General features: G+C 59.4%; 15 protein-coding genes. 2 read left to right on the top strand and 13 right to left on the bottom strand.

The window, feature by feature from the left end:
* Nucleotides 1-202 precede the first annotated feature (202 nt).
* Nucleotides 203-481 (bottom strand): hypothetical protein, encoded by a 279-nt coding sequence (locus ACI5GA_RS26410; RefSeq protein WP_166595210.1) that lies wholly within the window; start codon nucleotides 479-481, stop codon nucleotides 203-205.
* A gap of 114 nt (nucleotides 482-595) precedes the next feature.
* Nucleotides 596-979: a tautomerase family protein gene (locus tag ACI5GA_RS26405; RefSeq protein WP_404634411.1), complete on the bottom strand. Its 384-nt coding sequence runs from the start codon at nucleotides 977-979 to the stop codon at nucleotides 596-598.
* A 125-nt stretch (nucleotides 980-1104) separates the two neighbouring features.
* Here ACI5GA_RS26405 and ACI5GA_RS26400 point away from each other — a divergent pair, with 125 nt between their 5' ends.
* On the top strand, nucleotides 1105-2001 hold the full coding sequence (locus ACI5GA_RS26400; protein ID WP_421424921.1) for a LysR family transcriptional regulator: 897 nt from the start codon (nucleotides 1105-1107) through the stop codon (nucleotides 1999-2001).
* A 73-nt stretch (nucleotides 2002-2074) separates the two neighbouring features.
* Nucleotides 2075-3136, top strand: coding sequence for a patatin-like phospholipase family protein (locus ACI5GA_RS26395; RefSeq protein ID WP_421424918.1), 1062 nt, complete (start codon nucleotides 2075-2077; stop codon nucleotides 3134-3136).
* A 141-nt stretch (nucleotides 3137-3277) separates the two neighbouring features.
* Here ACI5GA_RS26395 and tssE read toward each other — a convergent pair whose 3' ends face one another.
* The 11 genes from tssE to ACI5GA_RS26340 all read right to left on the bottom strand — a co-directional run bounded on the left by tssE (nucleotide 3278) and on the right by ACI5GA_RS26340 (nucleotide 17514).
* Entirely contained in the window at nucleotides 3278-3718 is a 441-nt protein-coding gene (gene tssE, locus ACI5GA_RS26390; RefSeq protein WP_421424915.1) for a type VI secretion system baseplate subunit TssE, read from the bottom strand.
* Between the two features lie 2 nt (nucleotides 3719-3720).
* Nucleotides 3721-4257: a type VI secretion system lipoprotein TssJ gene (gene tssJ, locus ACI5GA_RS26385; RefSeq protein ID WP_404634403.1), complete on the bottom strand. Its 537-nt coding sequence runs from the start codon at nucleotides 4255-4257 to the stop codon at nucleotides 3721-3723.
* On the bottom strand, nucleotides 4139-5332 hold the full coding sequence (gene tssG / locus ACI5GA_RS26380; protein ID WP_421424913.1) for a type VI secretion system baseplate subunit TssG: 1194 nt from the start codon (nucleotides 5330-5332) through the stop codon (nucleotides 4139-4141). The genes tssJ and tssG overlap by 119 nt, the downstream gene beginning before the upstream one ends.
* Entirely contained in the window at nucleotides 5296-7065 is a 1770-nt protein-coding gene (tssF, locus tag ACI5GA_RS26375; protein WP_421424911.1) for a type VI secretion system baseplate subunit TssF, read from the bottom strand. Before tssF ends, tssG begins: the two co-directional genes overlap by 37 nt.
* Before the next feature lie 24 nt (nucleotides 7066-7089).
* The gene (gene tssA, locus ACI5GA_RS26370; protein ID WP_421424910.1) at nucleotides 7090-8673 is read right to left on the bottom strand and encodes a type VI secretion system protein TssA; all 1584 of its coding nucleotides are present in this window, start codon (nucleotides 8671-8673) and stop codon (nucleotides 7090-7092) included.
* Complete coding sequence (locus ACI5GA_RS26365) at nucleotides 8670-11726, bottom strand: ImcF-related family protein (protein ID WP_421425546.1); 3057 nt, start codon at nucleotides 11724-11726, stop codon at nucleotides 8670-8672. Before ACI5GA_RS26365 ends, tssA begins: the two co-directional genes overlap by 4 nt.
* 310 nt (nucleotides 11727-12036) lie before the next feature.
* Complete coding sequence (locus ACI5GA_RS26360; protein WP_421424909.1) at nucleotides 12037-13224, bottom strand: hypothetical protein; 1188 nt, start codon at nucleotides 13222-13224, stop codon at nucleotides 12037-12039.
* Nucleotide 13225: 1 nt separating this feature from the next.
* Nucleotides 13226-13489 (bottom strand): PAAR domain-containing protein, encoded by a 264-nt coding sequence (locus tag ACI5GA_RS26355; protein WP_421424908.1) that lies wholly within the window; start codon nucleotides 13487-13489, stop codon nucleotides 13226-13228.
* A 25-nt stretch (nucleotides 13490-13514) separates the two neighbouring features.
* A complete protein-coding gene (locus ACI5GA_RS26350; protein WP_421424907.1) occupies nucleotides 13515-14213 on the bottom strand; it encodes a DUF3592 domain-containing protein in 699 nt (232 codons plus the stop codon).
* An 11-nt stretch (nucleotides 14214-14224) separates the two neighbouring features.
* Complete coding sequence (locus tag ACI5GA_RS26345; protein ID WP_421424906.1) at nucleotides 14225-15262, bottom strand: formylglycine-generating enzyme family protein; 1038 nt, start codon at nucleotides 15260-15262, stop codon at nucleotides 14225-14227.
* Nucleotides 15259-17514: a hypothetical protein gene (locus ACI5GA_RS26340; RefSeq protein WP_421424905.1), complete on the bottom strand. Its 2256-nt coding sequence runs from the start codon at nucleotides 17512-17514 to the stop codon at nucleotides 15259-15261. The genes ACI5GA_RS26345 and ACI5GA_RS26340 overlap by 4 nt, the downstream gene beginning before the upstream one ends.
* Nucleotides 17515-17566: the final 52 nt, after the last annotated feature.

Genomic DNA, 17566 nt, shown 5'->3' with positions numbered 1-17566 from the left:
GAGCGGAGGGAGGGATCGAGAGGATTTGTTGTGCACATTAGCCAACGTGATGGATTCGCCGAACGTGTGGGAGCCGGCTTGCTGGCGAAAGCAGTGTGTCAGCCAACTCATCTGTGACTGACCCACCGCGTTCGCCAGCAAGCCAGCTCCCACAAGGACCGCGTTGAGTCAACTCGGCAATTAGGGCGGTCTAGGCCCTTACTCAACGCCCCGCGCGGGACTCGCGAATGTAGAAGCGCGCCTTCTCGGCTTTTTCATTACAGCCTTCGAACGCTTCGAATTGCTGCTGGGTCTTGGCACCGGTCAGCAGTGACAGTGCCTTGGAGTAGCTGACAGTACCGGCAAAACCTTCGGCCTTGGCCAGATCCAGCTCGTGCCAGGCGGCGTCCAGATTGGTGGCGCAACTGTCGCGATAGGCGGTTTTACCGGCGCAGCCTGTGAGAACAAGGGCGAGCAGGGGCAGACAAATCCAGGCTTTCATCGGGTGTTACCTCAACAATGGAAATCGACAATGCGCGTTGGACGGTGTAGCGATGTAAAAGTGCCATAACCTGGACTCGCAGCGCATCGGTTTTCATTGTCTGCCCGTGCTCTTTCAGGCGTATTGCATCTCGCCGTTACCAAACGACCAGTTTTCCCGCTTGGTCTCGACCAGATTGATGAACACATCCTCCTTGCGCACGCCCGCTCGTTCATGAATCCCCTGCGCGACCGCCTGATAGAACGCCTTCTTCACCTCGGTCGTTCGCCCCTCGTTCCATGTCACCTGAATGAACACGATATTCGGCGTGTAGGTAACGCCCAGATACCCCGCCGCAGGGTAAATCAGTTCCTCGGCGGCATGGCGCTGAACGATCTGAAACTTGTCGTGCTCGGGAACATTGGCGGTGCTGCGCATCGCCTCATACACAACTTCACTGATAATCGCCAATGTGTCAGGCGAGGTGCGGTCGGCAACATCTATACGAACCAGAGGCATGGTGGTGTCCTTGCTTGAGGAGGCAGAGGCCCGGCGAACACATTGCCGGGAACAGGCCTTCACCCTATGCTCAGGAAAAAACCGCTTCAAGCGCATAATTAGCACCATTTACATGAGCATTTCGCATGCTATTTGAAGACCTCAAGGCGTTTGTCGCGGTGATCGAATGCACGTCGCTGACCAAGGCCGCGTCGCGCCTGAACCTGACCCAGTCCGCCGTCTCGCGTCGCATTCAGCATCTGGAGCAAGTGCTGGACGCAGAGCTGTTCGATCGCTCGACTCGTCCGCCTCAGCCCTCCGCCATCGGACGACGCATTTACCAGCGCGCCGTCGGTTTGCTGCACGACGCCGACCTGCTGCTGGCCATTCCCCAAGAGGATGCAGCGCCCAGTGGCACCTTTCGCGTCGGCTTTCCGCAGGTGATCGCCGACATCGCCGCGTTCGATCTGGTGTCGCGCATGAAAGCGGCATTTCCGCGACTGGACCTGCAAGTGATCACCGACTGGAGCTTTCTGCTGGAAAAGCGCCTGGCCCGTGGCGAATTTGACGCGGCTGCCCTCATGCGCCCTGCCCCCAGCCGTGCCCCGACCGGGTTCGAAGGCCAACAACTGGGCGCGTTCGAGGTGTGGGTGGTGCAAAGTCGCGCTCAACCGCTGGCTGACCCATCGTCGAGTCTCGCAGCCCTCGCCGAACACGAATGGGTGCTCAATCCGGAAGGCTGCGGCTACCGCGATGCCCTGGTCGCCGCCATCGAGGCCAAGGGCAAGAAACTCAAACTGGGCATCGACACCCACGGCACGGCGATTCAGATGCGCATGGTTGCCTCAGGACTCGGGTTGGGGCTGATTCCTCGGCAGTTCATGGACGACAGCCCGCTGGCCAGCGAATTGTCGGTCATCTCGGTCAGTGATTTCTCCCTGACCATGGACATCTGGGGCGTCATTTCCGGACAGCCGGGCAACCTGCGTCTGGCCCATGACTTGTTGGCGCAAACCGTTCGCGAGGGTCTGGCCGGGCGCTAAAAATCTGCACCCGGACAGGTGAATCGCAGGCGCCTTGGGCGTAGGGTAGAAGCCTTGCAAGGGGGAGTGGCGCATGAAAAAAAGAATCGCACTGGTCCTGGGCTCAGGGGGCGCCAGGGGGTACGCGCACATCGGCGTGATCGAGGAACTGGAACGACGCGGGTATGAGATCGCCTGCATCGCCGGCTGTTCGATGGGCGCGGTCATTGGCGGTATCTACGCCGCAGGAAAACTGCCGCAATACCGGGCCTGGATCGAAAGTCTGGACTACCTCGACGTGCTGCGGCTGGTGGACGTGAGTTTTCGCCTCGGCGCCATTCGCGGGGAAAAAGTCTTCGGGCAGATTCGCGAAATCGTCGGCGAGGTGAACATCGAGGATTTACGCATCCCCTACACTGCGGTCGCCACCGACCTGACCAACCAACAGGAAATCTGGTTTCAGGAAGGCAACCTGCATTCGGCCATGCGTGCCTCGGCGGCGATCCCCAGCCTGTTCACCCCCGTGGTGCAAGGCAATCGCACGCTGGTGGACGGCGGGCTACTCAACCCATTGCCCATCGTTCCGGTGGTGTCCAGCCATTGCGACCTGATCGTCGCCGTGAACCTCAACTCCACCAACCAGAAGCAATACCAGCTGCCGGTCATCGAACGCCCACCTGCAGTAAAAAAGCGTTTCGACAGCCTGATCAGTTCCATCGGCTCGCACCTGCCGTTCCGGCGCAAGCTGGACGTGGCAGGCGACGATGTCTTGCGGCTGGAACAGGACAGCCTCAAAGCCACTGCCGCCGTCCTGCCCAACCCATGGCTGGACAGCAAAGACCCGGAATCTGCCGACCCGCAAGGCCAGCAACCCGCCGCCGCCCCCACCAAGGCGGGAGCGCCGAAATCGGCCAGCGGCGCGGTGATCGTCGACAACGTCGGCCCGGCGTCGCTGCTCGACCTGATCAACCAGAGTTTCGAGGTGATGCAAACGTCATTGGCGCAGTACAAGATCGCCGGTTACCCGCCCGACATCCTGATCAACGTGCCCAAGCGGGTGTGTCGGTTTTTCGAGTTTTACAAGGCGCCCGAGTTGATCGCCCTGGGCCGTGAGATTGCGCGGGACACGCTGGATCGGTATGAACGCGAGCATTGATTCACGCATTGGTCTGCGCTACCGCATTCGTCGGAACGCCGCCCGCACCAAACCGGCTCCCAAGGATCGCGCCGAACCTAAACCTCGTGTCCGGCGCAAGAACTGTGGGAGCCGGCTTGCTGGCGAAAGCGGAGTGTCAAATCACAAAGGTTTCAACGCATACCGATCCCTGAGATGACGAACCAGCACCCTCCCCTCCGGCCCCAAGGTGGTGCCGAAGAGCACACACCCGCCGTCCTTGAGCTGCACGTCCAGCGCATAGTCCAGATGGCCAGGCAGCGTTTGCGGTAACAGCTCGATGCTCACTGCCGCCAGGCGCGGCTCATATTTGAGCAAGGTGGCCGTCATGGTCCCGATCAGCCTATTGGCCGTCGCTGGCAGTCCCTGCAAGACCACCCCCATATCGGGCAACCCATAATCCGGCAAGTGACTGAGGCTGCCCGCCCGGCTACCGAGGACGCGGCGAATGTTGTCGAGAATCGAGAGCGTGCGCTGTTCGGTTTCGTCGATGCGCTGTAAGTCCAGTTCGCCGTGAACATTCTGCAGGAGCATTTCGTACAGCGAAGGTGTCACGCCGTCCATGATCACGCCTCCGGCCGAGGGCGCAGACGCAGGCGGTCATCGCTCAGATCAATGATGCGTGGCCGGTCGGCGTCGAGCTCGTCCCGCGTCAGGGTGATGCGCCACGTGTTGGCCTGTGTATCCGGCGTGCGCAACAAGGCCACCACCGTGACGAATCGTGTTTCCGGCTTCAACGGCACATTCAGTTGCGCCCCCTCCCCGGGCTTCAGGAGCACAGCCTGCCTGTCCAGCAACTCGGCGCCCAGCAGGCTTTCGTCATCATTGAGCAGCCGCTCGTAGGTGCCCAGTTCGATCGATCGTCTGTCGCTGACTTGATAAACCCTGAGCACCGTCGGCACCGACAACGCGGTCATGTCACGGGCATCGGTGTTCAGTGCCCCCCGACCGTTGAAGTCCAGACTCAGGCGGGTGATCGGCGTGTCAAATAAAGCACTCATGGTGGACGATGTGGCGTCGGATACCTTCTGTGCCACCCCACAAGCGGTCAACGGCAGAGTAATGGCTATGCAGATCAGTGCGTTCCAGAGTGTTCGGATCATGGTGAAGGCTCCTTGCGTTCGGGTTATCGGGCAAACCTTGATAGCGGCCCAGGTTGATCGTGACGATGTCTTCATGACAGCGAATCTTGCCAAGTGCACTGCGTGGCACCACGCCGGTCATGCCCAGTCTCACCGCAGTCTGGCCCAGCACTGGCCTTGGTAAATCACCGATGGATAACGACAGCTGCACCTTCGCGGTGTAACGCCAGCCCAGATAGACGCGCAGCAACACCAGCAGGTCGGTGTGCAGCCGTGCATGAGGCAGCCAGCCCTGGGTCTCCGTTGGATCGCGGGTAGACAGGGTGATGAGCAACTGGCTATTGGCATCGAGGCCGACAGGTCCCAGTGGCGTGCCTTGAGACAGGCTCGCTGGATGAGCCCGCGACAGGCGCGCAGGTTCAGCCAGTCGAACCGACTGCGGCCAATGTGGCGTCACCCGCGTTTGGGTGGCGGGCGCCAACAGCGTGACCAGTGCCGCGATTCCCTCGGCATTGCGCGTGGGCAGGCGCATCACGCTGAGCAGCGCAAGGAAGCGCGAGACCGGCGTCGCGATGTGCCGCGCAGTGCCCGGAATGCCCAGACCAATCAGGCCAAGCAGGCACTGCGACGTAGCATCGGTGCCGCCCGCTTCGAAGGAAGCTGGGTACGAGTATTTGCGCCAGATGCGATAGAACTGGGTGAATATCCGGTGATTGAAAATGTCGAGAAACGCCTCCAGTGCCTCATGCCCCTCCCGACGCTGAGTGATGTCGTCGAGATAGGCCGTCGGCAAGGGCGAGTCGACGCCGTACAGCCCCAACAACCGCGTGCGCATCGTGGCACAACCTTCGGGATCGTCTGCGATCTCGATGGCTTTCAGTTCGGCCGCCGGAAAGCCCATGCCGGGGTCTGGCCGAAAGCGTACCGGGTCCTGTTGCGGGTGCTCGGTGCTGCCCAGAAGCGGATGACCCGGCAAGGCTTTTTCCAGCAACTGGCAGAAGCGATAGACGTGAGTCTGCGCCACCCGCCCCTCAAGCCTGCCCAGCAGGCCCGACGCGTTCAGCCGGGAATTCGCTGATTGTGATTTTCTTTCCATCGCACGCACTTTCCAGAAGGTTGCAGCACCAGGGTGAGTTGGTTGAACAGGTGAATGTCGGCATACAGCGCGAAGAATCGATTGAGCATTTCGCCGAACAGCCGCAGATCGCCCTCGCCGGCAAAGCCGTGCTCATCCAGCGTGACTTCGATGTCTACACCCCGCAGCAGAAAGCCTTTTTCGAAGCGCTGAATCAGGAAATGGCCGACATCCAGAATGGCGGCGAGACGGCGGCGATTCATCTCGCTGCCGGTCCAGTCGTACAACGCCAGGGTGCCTCGCAGCACTTCGGCGCTGTCCATCATCGACAGAAAGTTCGACCCCAGATGACTGAGCACCCGCCAATGAAACCGATCCCGGTCCGGCGGGTAACACGGCAACGTGGGCGCCGACAGATTACGAACACTCAGGCTGCTCTGAGTGGACCCGACGGCGCTGTCGAGCAAGGTACTCTGCAACGCCTTGCGCGGTAGCTGACCGTGGGTGCCGGTCAGGCGCAGCGACAGGCTTTCCTGTCGGTCCTGCGCGGCGTTGTCGAATCCGTCGCCGCCGAGAATCAGCCAGGTATCGTGCAGGCCGTTGGCGCCCCGCTTGAGGCGGGTATGGAAATAATGCTCGGGAGCCTCGTCACGCAACATCCCGCCCTTGTGGCGAAAACTGCTGAAAGGCACGTACTCATGCCGCGCGCCGCCCTTGGACGAGACGACGCTGTCCACCGTATATATTTCGGTGTGGCCGTCCTGCAAACGCATGGGCCGCAACAGGTACTCGGTCTGCAACGGTTCGACCGTCAGCGGATCGCACTCCAGCGAAAACAGATTGATCACCGGCACCGCGTGCAAACGAACGTGCTCGGCAGTCAAGGCGAACGTGTGCGGCCATGGCTCGCGCAACACCACGTCCACCTCGAACCAGGTGGTTTCCGGCGTGAGCTTCACGTGTTCAAGACCACACAGCGTCACGAACATGAATTTCTCGCGGAAGGTGAAGTATTCCAGCAACAGCTGATAGCCACTGAATGCACTGTCGCCCTTGGGCCACAAACGATCCTCTTCGCGAAAGCCCCTGGCGGCGAAGTGACCAGACAGTGGTTGCCGATCCTGCTGCCCGGACAACCGCACGTAGAGTTCCTGCGTGTTGATTGTCAGGGCCAGGTGCAAGGTGCTGGCCAGCGGCGCGGAGGCATTCAAATAGAGCGGCAAACGGCTCATATCCACCTGACGCCAGTCTGTCGACGCACTGCACTCGAAGCGAAAGCGCAACCGCGAACGGCCATCCGGCTCATGCCCCTGCTGCACACTCGCCAGCGCGATCGGCCGCAACACCAGGTCCTGAGTCGTGGTGTAGCGACAGCGCGTCTGCTTCGGCCCCAGGGGACGAGACTGGACCTCAAATCCCTTGGCAACGATTTCGCTGCCTTTCAACTGCATGGCATCGGGTGCCAGTTCGACGATGGCGAGCGACGGGATCGTGCGCAAATAGTGCGGCCAGAGCAGGCTGACCAGGCCTTCGGTCAACTCCGGTAAATCGTCGTCGAGCTTTTCCCTCAGGCGCCCCATGAGAAACGCGAACCCTTCGAACAGCCTGTCCACATACGGGTCCTGAGCGCCGGGCTTGTCCAGATTCAGGTACGCCGCCCGGTCGGGAAACGCGTGCGCAAACTCCTTGCCCGCTTCGCGCAAATAACGCATTTCGGCATCGAAGTACTGCAACGTGAGGTTGTCTTCATTCACTGAAAAACTCCTTGTAAATAAACATCAGGGGCACAGGGCCGCTGCGCGCACCGGATCGATGGCGACCAGCGCCGCCAGTAACGCGTCCATGCGTTGATGAGTGGGTCTGTCGGCGTCGTGACGTTGCGCTTTGTGTCGCAGCAGCTTGAGCAGGCGCGCCTTGACCTCGAAACTCAGCTCCGGCTCCCAATCGGCCAACGCCTGTCGCTGCCCGATGGCATCGAGTTCACTCAACAGGTGCAGCGCCAGATCGCCTTTGCCGTACTGCTCGGCAACGCGCGCCATCAACAGCCTTATGCGCCAGCGCTGGCGACCGCTTTGCTGCGCATCGGGCTGGGTGATCAGCCCGTTCAGCGCAAACTCCACGCCGTGGCTGCTCGCCTGTTCAAGCGCGTCGTTCTCCAGTGCGAGAAGGTGAGCATCCGCCGATGCCAGTGGCGCAGCGGGTGCTGTCAGCCATTGCCGGGAATCCCCCACCGCCATGCGTTGCGCGATCCACTCTCGCGTGGTCTGGTCGGCAAACGGGCTGCCGTCGCTCCAGCGCAATTCGTCCAGACCGGGCAGGCGCTCGATGAGCGTGACCAGATCCCGAGCGACAATCGGCGCCCAACTGTCCATCGGGGCAGGCTGCTTGCTGAGCGCCTGGAACAGGTACCACTGCACATCCAGCCAGAAGTGATTGACGCCCTCACTGAACACGCGCTGCGCCTGATCGATCAACTCGCTCCAGTACTGTTGCAGATACAGGCGCTTGAGCTGAGCCCGATAATCGCTGCGCGGCGGCGTCAGGCGGGTCAGTCCCCCCGCCTCCTGTAAAGGCGCGCGATGCACAGTGTCCCACCGCAGGCTTTTCATCAGTCGATGGGCCGCCAACCAGCCTTGAGGCTGGTCACACAGATAAGCCGCCAGTGTACGACCGCTGTCCAGCAAGTCGCGCCCGGACTTGATCGCACGTCCAGGCGCCGTCATCTCCGAGGCGGCGTCGTGGCTTGCGCTGTGTTGCGGCACCACGGCATCCACCCCGCCGGACTGGCTCAAGCGAGCCAACAACGCGGCATACAGCGCACCCAGTTCAGGGCGTTGCGCCTCCGGCAACCGACCCAGCCCATGCTCCAGCCAGACCAGCGCTGCCACAGTCTGCTCCGCTTCGCCTTTCACCACTTCCGGGTACAACGCCAGGCTGTCCAGCACCTTGCTGCTGGTCAGCCACTCCAGCGCCATTCGCCGACTGTTGGGGCGTGCGGGTAACACCGCATCACCGAATTGTTCCAACAACGCGGCGATCAGACTCAACCCTTCACTCAGCCCGACCTCGCCCAGCGTGTGCAGGCGCGCCCACAGGTAATACGACGCCACGCGCACATCTTTGCAGCGCTGTGTGAGCAGCTTTTCCGCGAGTTCAGCCACACGCTCGGCGTCGATACCCGACAGCTTGTTGACCTCCTCGCGCATGAACTGGAAATCGTCGTCATAACCGGGGTCTTCACCTACCGCGCAATCATCGTTGATCGGCTCCAGCAAGACCGCCCAGCGCTCGGCTTGCGCGCGTGCCAAGGCCAAGCCGTCACGCTCTCCCAGACACTGAGTGATCAGGGTTTGCAGGCTCATGACTCACCCCCATTGTGTGCGGGCTGGCGTGCGGTCAGAAAAATCTGCTTCGGCAACGTGAAACCGCGCAACTTCAGCAAGCTCATCGGCCCCGCGCCCAGTTCGGTGCGCAGGTACCAGGTCAGGCCCAGCCCGTCCGGGGCAGTGAGTACCACGCGAAAGCGGCTTTCGCTGTCGTCCAGTGGCGTGACCCTCGCCTCTTCCAGCAAGCGAATTAGCCCCCAGGTTCCTTGATAATCCCCATACAAGCGCTCGCCGGTGCGCACGCTGGTCCACGTCAGGCTCGCGCCGGGGTGCGCGCTGCTGCCCGGCCAGGCAAAGCGCTGCCAGCTTTCCTTCTGGTTGAAATAGTGATGGCGTTCGCCATTGAGGGTGAAGGTGGTCTGCACCACGTCGCGCACGGCCTTGCCTTGCAGCTCGAAACTCAGGCCCATGCCGCCGTCGGTGTACAGCACGTCCGCCAATTGGCTGAGTTGGTTGATCGCGGCGAGAAACTGCGGATTGATACGCAAACCCTGGCTGTGTTGCGGGTCGGCCACCCAGCGGTTGCCTTCCTTGCGCAGCACGCCGTCCAGTTGCCGTTGCAAAAACTGTTCGATGCGCCCGGAATCCGCTCGGATCAACTGGCCCAACAGGGGCAGCGAGGCATCACTGCCCGTCGCCGCGAACGGGTAGCGACCGACGAACGCGTCATTCCAGTGATCGACGATGGACTGTTGCCATTGCCGGTTCAGACTCGCCGCCGAAGGTTGCAGCACCTGCTGCCACGCCTGATCCAGCGGCTGCACGAACAGCGTCTGGCCAATGCCCGCCCATTCCGCGCCGAGGCTGGCAGCCAGCAGATGACCGTAGGCCTGAGTCTCGGTCAAATCGATGCCCTTGCCCTGAAACACCGTCTGCGCCAGGGCCTGGGTCATGCCCTGCGGGTCGCTGGCGTTACCCACCTGTTGCAGCTTCAGGCGCGCGCGGGTGACGCGGGTCATAAAGGCGTGCAGGCTAAGGCTGTCGTCACCCGCACCTGCTTCTTTGCCCATCAGGCTGAGCAGCGGTCCGAAGGTGGCGTCCAGCGGTCCGTGATGATCGGGCAAGGCCTGATCGATCCCCTGCGTCTTGTCACGGCCCACCAGTTTCTGCGCCGACTTGAGCAGTGAAGTGCTCAGGGCTTGCGTTGGCTGCCCGGCCTGCCCTTGCCAGGCGAGGTTGTTCATCAGCGCGATCAACGGCGACTGGCGCACGTCGCTCATCAGGCTCAACTGATCGATGACATCGCCCAGGCTGCCCGTGCGCTGCCAGCGCAGGCTGTTGAGAAACGCCAGCCAGGCGCTGCCGTAATCCTGAAAATAACGCGCCGTCAGACGCTCGCGCAGCGTGTCGGGAGTCAGGTCAGGTGCGATATCGCCTTCGCGGTCGCTCAGCACCCAGTCGATCTGTTCACGTCGCGCCTCGGCGATGCGCTCGATGGCGTCGCGCACCTGCCCGTCCCACGCCTGGCGGGTAAACACCCCCGGCACGCTGGCAGTGCTGCTGAACAGGCTGCGCGCGTCGGTCTCCCCCGTCAGGTCCTGCAGGTCCAGCGCCGCGTACTCATCTGCGGCGCTGTCCAGCACCTGACGGTACAGCGTGGCTTCGGCATTGCGATGGCCCAACTGGCCGATCAACACCTGTCGCGCCCGCGCCAACAGCGTCGGGTCGACCTCGATGCGCCACTCGGGATGGGACTTCAACTGGTCGGCGTAGAACTGCCATAGCGCAGGCGACAACCCCTGCCACAGCCCCGGCGAGACGCCCGCTCTCTGCGGCTCTGCCGCTTTCAACACCTTGCCCAGGAACGCCGCGTCCACTTTCTCTGGCCGGGCCATCATCAAATACGCCTTGAGTTGCAGGTACGCCGTATGGGCCTGCGCACTGCGCTCAGGGCTGTTCGGCGGCAAGGCGATCAACGCCTGCAACTGCTGCTCCAGCAGCGCGCTGGCCGGATCGCGCATCAGCCGATGATTGGCCTCCACATAACGCGGCCACAAGCGCTCCAGCAACACCCCGTTCTGGCTCAGACCGAACCGCCGAGACCACGCCTCGCCGTGCTGCGCACGCCAATCCAGCCGACCCAATTCACGCATCAGCTCATGCAACGCCAACACCTGCTGATCGGGGTCGCCCTGCGGCCGCACCGCCGCCAGATTGCGCTCGACCTCCAGCAACTGCGCGCGATTGCTGACAAACGACAGCAACAGCCCCGCGCCCCACAGCGCCGCCAGACTCAACGCGCACGCATACGCGATGCGCGTCTTCGGCCAGCCAATGCGCCGCGCACGACCGGGGCGGTCCTTGAGAATGCCGTACCAGGCAGGGTCCATCAGCCAGAACGACGAACGCACATCATCACGTACGGGGAGCACGGCCTTCAGCGGCGGACTGAACCACAGACCGCGCAGCGTCACGCCCGGTACAAAACGCCCGAACAGCGGCGACAGCGCCTTCGCCCACCGAGCGATCTCTCCCGCCTGCAAATCACGGGACAAACGCAACAGAAAATCGTGATGAAGGTTCTCCTGAACCTGCGCCCAGCCGCCCCGACGCAGCGGCTCGATCACCCCGCGCAACACCTCGCTCAAGGCCTTGGCAGAAGGCTGCGACGGCAACACACCGCCCACCGGCTGCGTCGCCCGGCCGTCCTGCCCCCACTCCCCGTCACAGACATGCCAGATGTGCAGCGGCAACTGCCAACGCAGCGTTTGGGCGAGTTCGCGGAGTTGGCGCACGCCCTGGCCCATGGCCTTGGTGTCGTTGCGTTGGTCGGCGGTCAACGCCCAGACCACGCCGTCGAAGGCGCGTCGATGGCAGAGGGATTTCCAGTGGGTGAGTGAAGGGTTAACCGCTGCCTTTTGTGCAGAGCCGCCCTGGATCAGCACAATACCCTCGCCTTCGAGCCATGGGTTGGTCGACAGGCCGGGGGCCAGGGCGTCGAGTTGGGCGGGTTCGCCGAAGACCAGGAGCAGGCGGAATTTCTGGCGCCAGAGGGGGCCGTGGATTTGCTTTAGCTGGGTTGCACACATCCCAATGGAGCCTGAGTCGAGCTCTCCTTTGGTAGAACGCAAATCGCCACCCGAGGCTGCGCGGAACCAGGACAAGAATTCCATCCGGCTCAGTGAACTGATCATCCATTGGTCAGCACGGTTAAAAAAAATCAGCAGCAAGCACGCCGCGACCAGCGCCGCTGACCACTTCCATTGTTCAAGCTCGGTTCTGTGCTCGACAACCGGGTTGTCGACCCAGATCAGCAGTGCCCCCGCAACAAGCAGACTGGCAATCAGAATCCAGCCGGCGATCCGTATTTTGTTCAAGATTCCATCCTCATCGAACGCCTCATCCAGGCTGAACAACGCAGGCTTGCGTTGAATGGTCATGCAGCAGAATCAATTGAGGCCTTGCCTCGACAAGCGCCTGCTCTGCGGCAACGATCAGCGTCGTGTTCCCAACCGCAGCCCCCGCCTTTCCGAACGAGCCGTCCAGCGAGTGCCAGGCGTCGGTAGGGGGAGACTGCCCAGATTCATGGAGGTCGACGCTGAGTACCCCGGTGATGCCCTCGGGTAACTGGCTGTGCCAAATGAAGAAATCTGCACTGTCCGGTGGGACCTTGCCCCAGAGCAGAGCCCGTCGAATGTCGGCCGCGCCACGGGTTAGCTTGACCGGTCTGTGAATCCACGACTGTGGGCGCAACCCTTTTTCGGCGCACCACCCGGTATGCGCCAGCAATATCGCTGAAACAGACTCGCCCTGACCGTCCCCGGGTTCTGAGAGCCTATTGATTTCCAGCGACAGACAGGCACGGGCTGGAAAGCCATCGTCCAGCCATGCATCCAGCCACAACAATCCGTCCTCCTGCACAGCGAACGCCACCTGATCACGGGCGCCCAGCGCTCCTCGGATAGAACGCCACAGGGCTTCAACCTCGTCCTGAGACTGCTCGACGCAATGACGAATCCGCACGTGCAGCGATGCGTCATTCAGCACGTCCTGCATATCGGCCTCAAAGCCTGCCAGCACGCGTTCAATGGACGTTGCCAACCGCAGGAGGTGTTCACCTTTCCTTCGCTCCCGCTCATCTTCCCGGGCAGGGCAGTCAAAATCCGCTTGCGGATTGGTCTCCTGCGCCGGAGAAACCTGTTGTCCTGCGCGCAAGGTCTGCGCCAACTTCGAACTGCCCGAATCACAAACATAAGAGGCGGCCAGCATCGCAATGGCTCGCTGTCCGCGCTCGATCAACTGACCTTCGTGCTCGTCATGACTGTCGTTCCAGTTCTGCGCATAATCGCGGCGCTGTTCATGCATCAGCAGCCTGATCGAAAACAGCATGATCCCGCCCAAGAGCGGCAATACCAGCACCGAGCACCAGAACCAGGTGGATGAGTAACTGTCCGGCGCCGACCAGAACACGGCCACCAGCGCGCCGCACAGCAGCGTGAACACAAGGATGAACAGCAGCCCGCGCCCTATCCTGGGAGATGCGGGCAACTGCATCTTTGCCGGAAGCGCATCGAGATCGACAGGCATCTCATGCCCTCCCGACCTGAGGCAACGAGGTGATCAACGTACAACCACACTCGCAACGGTGCCCGTGCAAAGCCATTGCGCGCCCCAGGTAGGTCGAACCTTTATCACCCTCCGCGATAGCGTTAGGCCCATGACCGGGCAAGGGGCAAATAACCTTATCGCCCACACAGGCAACAGCAGCACCGTTAATGATGATTTGGCGGGTTCCGGCAATGACGACCCCGCCCGATGACAGTAAGTCACCGGTGCGAATAACAGGTTTCATAGAGTGAATCCGATATGAAAAGTGGTTAACTTGCCGACGGAGGCAAGAATGAAATATCGACGTAATACACCTTCAAGTTACCGGGTTTGACGAAGACATTGATTTTGTCCTGGGTGACGTAAACCGTGGGATCGAACCAGATATGCTCGCTTTCAAAACGGTGCAAGGCATAGGTTTCCGGATTGGTCCACTCGCAGGTAATCACGTAGGGATGGCGCCCGTTGACTGAAAACCGGGCATTGCGCTCGACCGAAGTAATCGTTGCGCAAAGACTGGCACCGCGCCTCATGAGCGCCGCCTTTTTTCGGCGTTTTAATAGCCCCATCAAAAACATCGCAGCGCCTATGGAGAAAAAAACAACCCCCAACAACACTTCAACCACGACGTCCCCCCATAGAGAGAAAAAACTGTCTATTTTCGCCTCCTCGGGAGCATGAACCTTATACAGCACGTTGACAGATTCGCCTTTCTTATAGGCCGCTGGATTGCTGCCCACCGAAGACACAAAACTGTGTTCCCCACTGTCTGCTGCAAATTTTATGACAGGCTGGTAATAGACCACACCCTCCGATACTCGGGTCTTGAAGCCTTCGACCACACCCACAACAGACGCTGCACCTTTTAGAAACTCACTGTCACTCTTATAGCTGCTGACAGCCATCACCAGCATGCCAAGGCCTACAATAGAAAAGACCCATTTCAATATTAACAATATGACATTCATAATAATTCCTTTTATTCGGTTACTACAGGAGCAGGGCTATTGACGACGCAGCGGGCGGTTTTGTCGAACAAGGATGGCGAGCCATCTCTAGAGATACTCCCTAACGGATCAATCTTGGTTCTGAATACGTTAGCACCGCCACCCCACCACGGGTCCGCACCTCCCTGGCCGCGCAGCACTTTGGTGTAGCGACCAAATGCGTCTTTAATCATCGGCTTTTCAGGTCCTTTCGGATCTTTTAACGGCGAATACGAATAGTAATCCGGATCGTACCAATCACTGACCCACTCATAGCCATTGTCCGTCATGGAATACATGCCCAATGGATTGGGCGGAAACATAGCTACCGGTAACGGGGACATGTTCCCAGTTGTCCACCCCATCTCTTCGGCAAACGCTTCCACATTTCCAAAGCTTGAAATATTGATACCTCTGGGAAAATACTCCTCTGTGACCAAATCATAAGATTCAGCCTTGTAGGTGCCGTCGTCAGTGGCGACCATTAGAAACTGCCCTCTACTTCGGGCGGCATACTCCCACTGTGCTTCAGTAGGCAGCGCAAATGGGAGCCCAGTTACAACTGCTAGCCAATTGCAGTAGTTTTCCGACTCAAACCAATCTACATGAGCAGGTGTATCGGCACGACTGTTCATCTGATCCCATTCAGATTTAGGTGACGCACCATCGTCTCTGAGCTGAAGCGCACTCGCTCTCAGATAGAACTGAAACTCTGCGTTAGTCACTTTAAACTTGCTCATCGAATAACTGCTAAGCTCGACTTCATGCAAGGGACGACTGTGCTTTTTCATATCATAGGGTAAGTGTTCAGGAGCATACTCTGGGCCAAAGTCGCCCATCAGAAATTTACCACCTTCGACAAATACTAAATTGGCCTTTACTTTTTCGATGAAACCACGCAACTCATCGGCGGGCACTGCCGGAGAGAAAGATGTGTGGGAAGTACTTTCTTCATTGCAACCTTGCAGAGCCAACATCAGACAGATCCCACAAACCATATGATGATTGAAATTTACCAAACGCATATTCATGCCAGCTCACTCTTCGGCGTTAAAGCTGGGTCAAAATTGCATCGCGCCGGATAATGCAGATGAGTGTCGCACCGGGTGCGATAGTAGTAACTGTTATTCATTGACAGCGAATACCCCGTCGCGGGCAACTCTTTCAAGTTGCCATATATCGCGGTCAAGCCGTCACGTATTTCTCGCATGTCATCATCTCGATTACGCCCCTCTTGCAAAAAGCGAATCAAATGATCTTCTTGAGCTTTTGAGACTGTTAGCGAGTCCCCTGACAACCTGGAGCCATCATTCGTGATGCGGCACATCACCTTGTGCCACTCCGAAGTCGTTTGAATGCTGTTCAGAATTAAAATGACCGCTTCCTTACGACGATGATAGATATCTCCACCCCAAGAGCGATTACTCAAATCGACATGATCGAGTCTCCCGTGACGAGTCAGCAGATAGAGAAATATACCTTTTGCTTCTGGAGTAGAAACTAACAAATCTTCCCGCCATTCAATAACAATCTCAGCAATCTGATTTCGCCCGCTAGAATTATGAATTTCATCTACACTCTCACGCGCTATAGAGGCGACTAGCTTTTTAAGCTCAGCGCGCATTTGTTTTGGTGACTCAATGGCCCATGCAACACCTCGATACACCAAATTTTCCCCTTCTATCATTTTCAATACGCAATATTGCGAATACGCCCTAAACGCTTCTTCATTGAAATACTCAAGAATCCCATAATTATTCAAATACAGTTGATAAGCTACCCACCGCCCAAACTCAATAATGTCTTTAGCCCCCACCTCAGCAATAAACCCACCTTTCGCCCCCGTCCCCACGCAAAGACTCGCCGCAACATGCAAACAAAACTTGCCATTGATAAACGTGCAGTAGAACTTTCCACCTGCTCCGAGTCCGGTCATTCCCGCGATGCTGGAACCGATCGTGGCGAAGTCGACGTACTCTCCTGCATTTGCCTTGTCATCAGGCGGCACCTCTCCCGCGCTGTCCGGCGGTGGCGAAGGCTTGAGCCATTGCAGAGTGCTCTTGCCGAGCAGCTCCACCTTGGCGCCGGCAAATCCACCCGCGGTGATCGTCGCACCCTGGTCCTCGGCTTCCATGGCCTGAAAGAAATTTCGCCCTTGTTTTTGGCGTGTCCGAAAACTGGGCAAGCGGCCTGACTGACCTGTGATGACCTGCTCATCGCCTTTGACCATCACTTGCACCTGGCCCTCGATCTGCAATGAGGCACCGAGAAAGCCATTGATCTGCCCTGCGAGGCACACACGAATCAGCCCCAGGTCCAGGGTCTTGCCGCTGCGCGTCTGCATGGTCAACGGCCAGCCAAACCGGTCGGGAACGTAGCGTTCAATGTCGGCATAGCCCGACGCCAACGTCATGACCGTCTGGCTTTCAGCTTTGATGGCGGCGCTGCCTTTGTTGACATCAAACTCGGCATTGGCCCCCAGATTGGAGGTGAAGCGCATGAACTGCGCGGCACCCGACACATCGACGTTATCGGTCAGGCTACTCTTACCAAGCAGGCTGTGGTTCCAGCTTTCGGCCCAATCGAACAGGGTGACGTCTTTATTGAATGCCTCCAGATCAAGGTCCGAACCGGCCCACCCGAGGACATCCTTCAGTTCGAGCTTGAGTTTGTGCCACTCGAACGCGGTCAGTTGCTCCATCAATTTGGCGGCGTCTACCACAAGATTGCCGCCCGAATCACGACTGATAATGCTGTCTTTGCCGCGCTTGCCGCCCCCCTGTCGCAACGAGACGGCGTGAAGACGACGCTTGGCCTGTTGGTCAGTGAAGTAGCTCTGCTTGACATACGCATACGGCATGCGTCTGGCACCGACCTGCGCCGCCATCGGAATCAACTCGACGATGTTGTCGTAGCCCACGCCACTGGCTGTTCCGGCCAGTTTTTCCTTGATGGCTTCACGGGTGGCCTTCAGCTCGGCTTCCGCAGCATCGATTGCCGCCAGGCTCTTGCTTGTCTGATGCATGGGGGCGGTTGCTTTGACGCAGTCATCATAATGTTTCAATGCACCGGAGTACTTAGCCTGAGCCTGATGGAACCTGTCCATTTCATCGGCCATATCACGCCAATGCGTTTCGAATTCCCCTGCCTCTTTACCTGCGAGAAAAACGAACTCTTCGGTTTCCGGGCGAAAGTAACAGCGCAACGCCGAGCGCGGCACATTGACCACCGTGCCTTTTTTGCCCAAACGGTTTTCGGCGAGAGGTGACTGATCCTGGATCATCTATTTCAACTCCATAAATGATGAAATGGCTTCATGCCGGGTTTACTGACGG

Source organism: Pseudomonas sp. Pseu.R1, from assembly GCF_045764065.1.
Lineage (GTDB): Bacteria > Pseudomonadota > Gammaproteobacteria > Pseudomonadales > Pseudomonadaceae > Aquipseudomonas.
The sequence above is the reverse complement of the archived record's forward strand: the minus strand, read 5'-3'. Positions and strand labels throughout refer to the sequence as shown.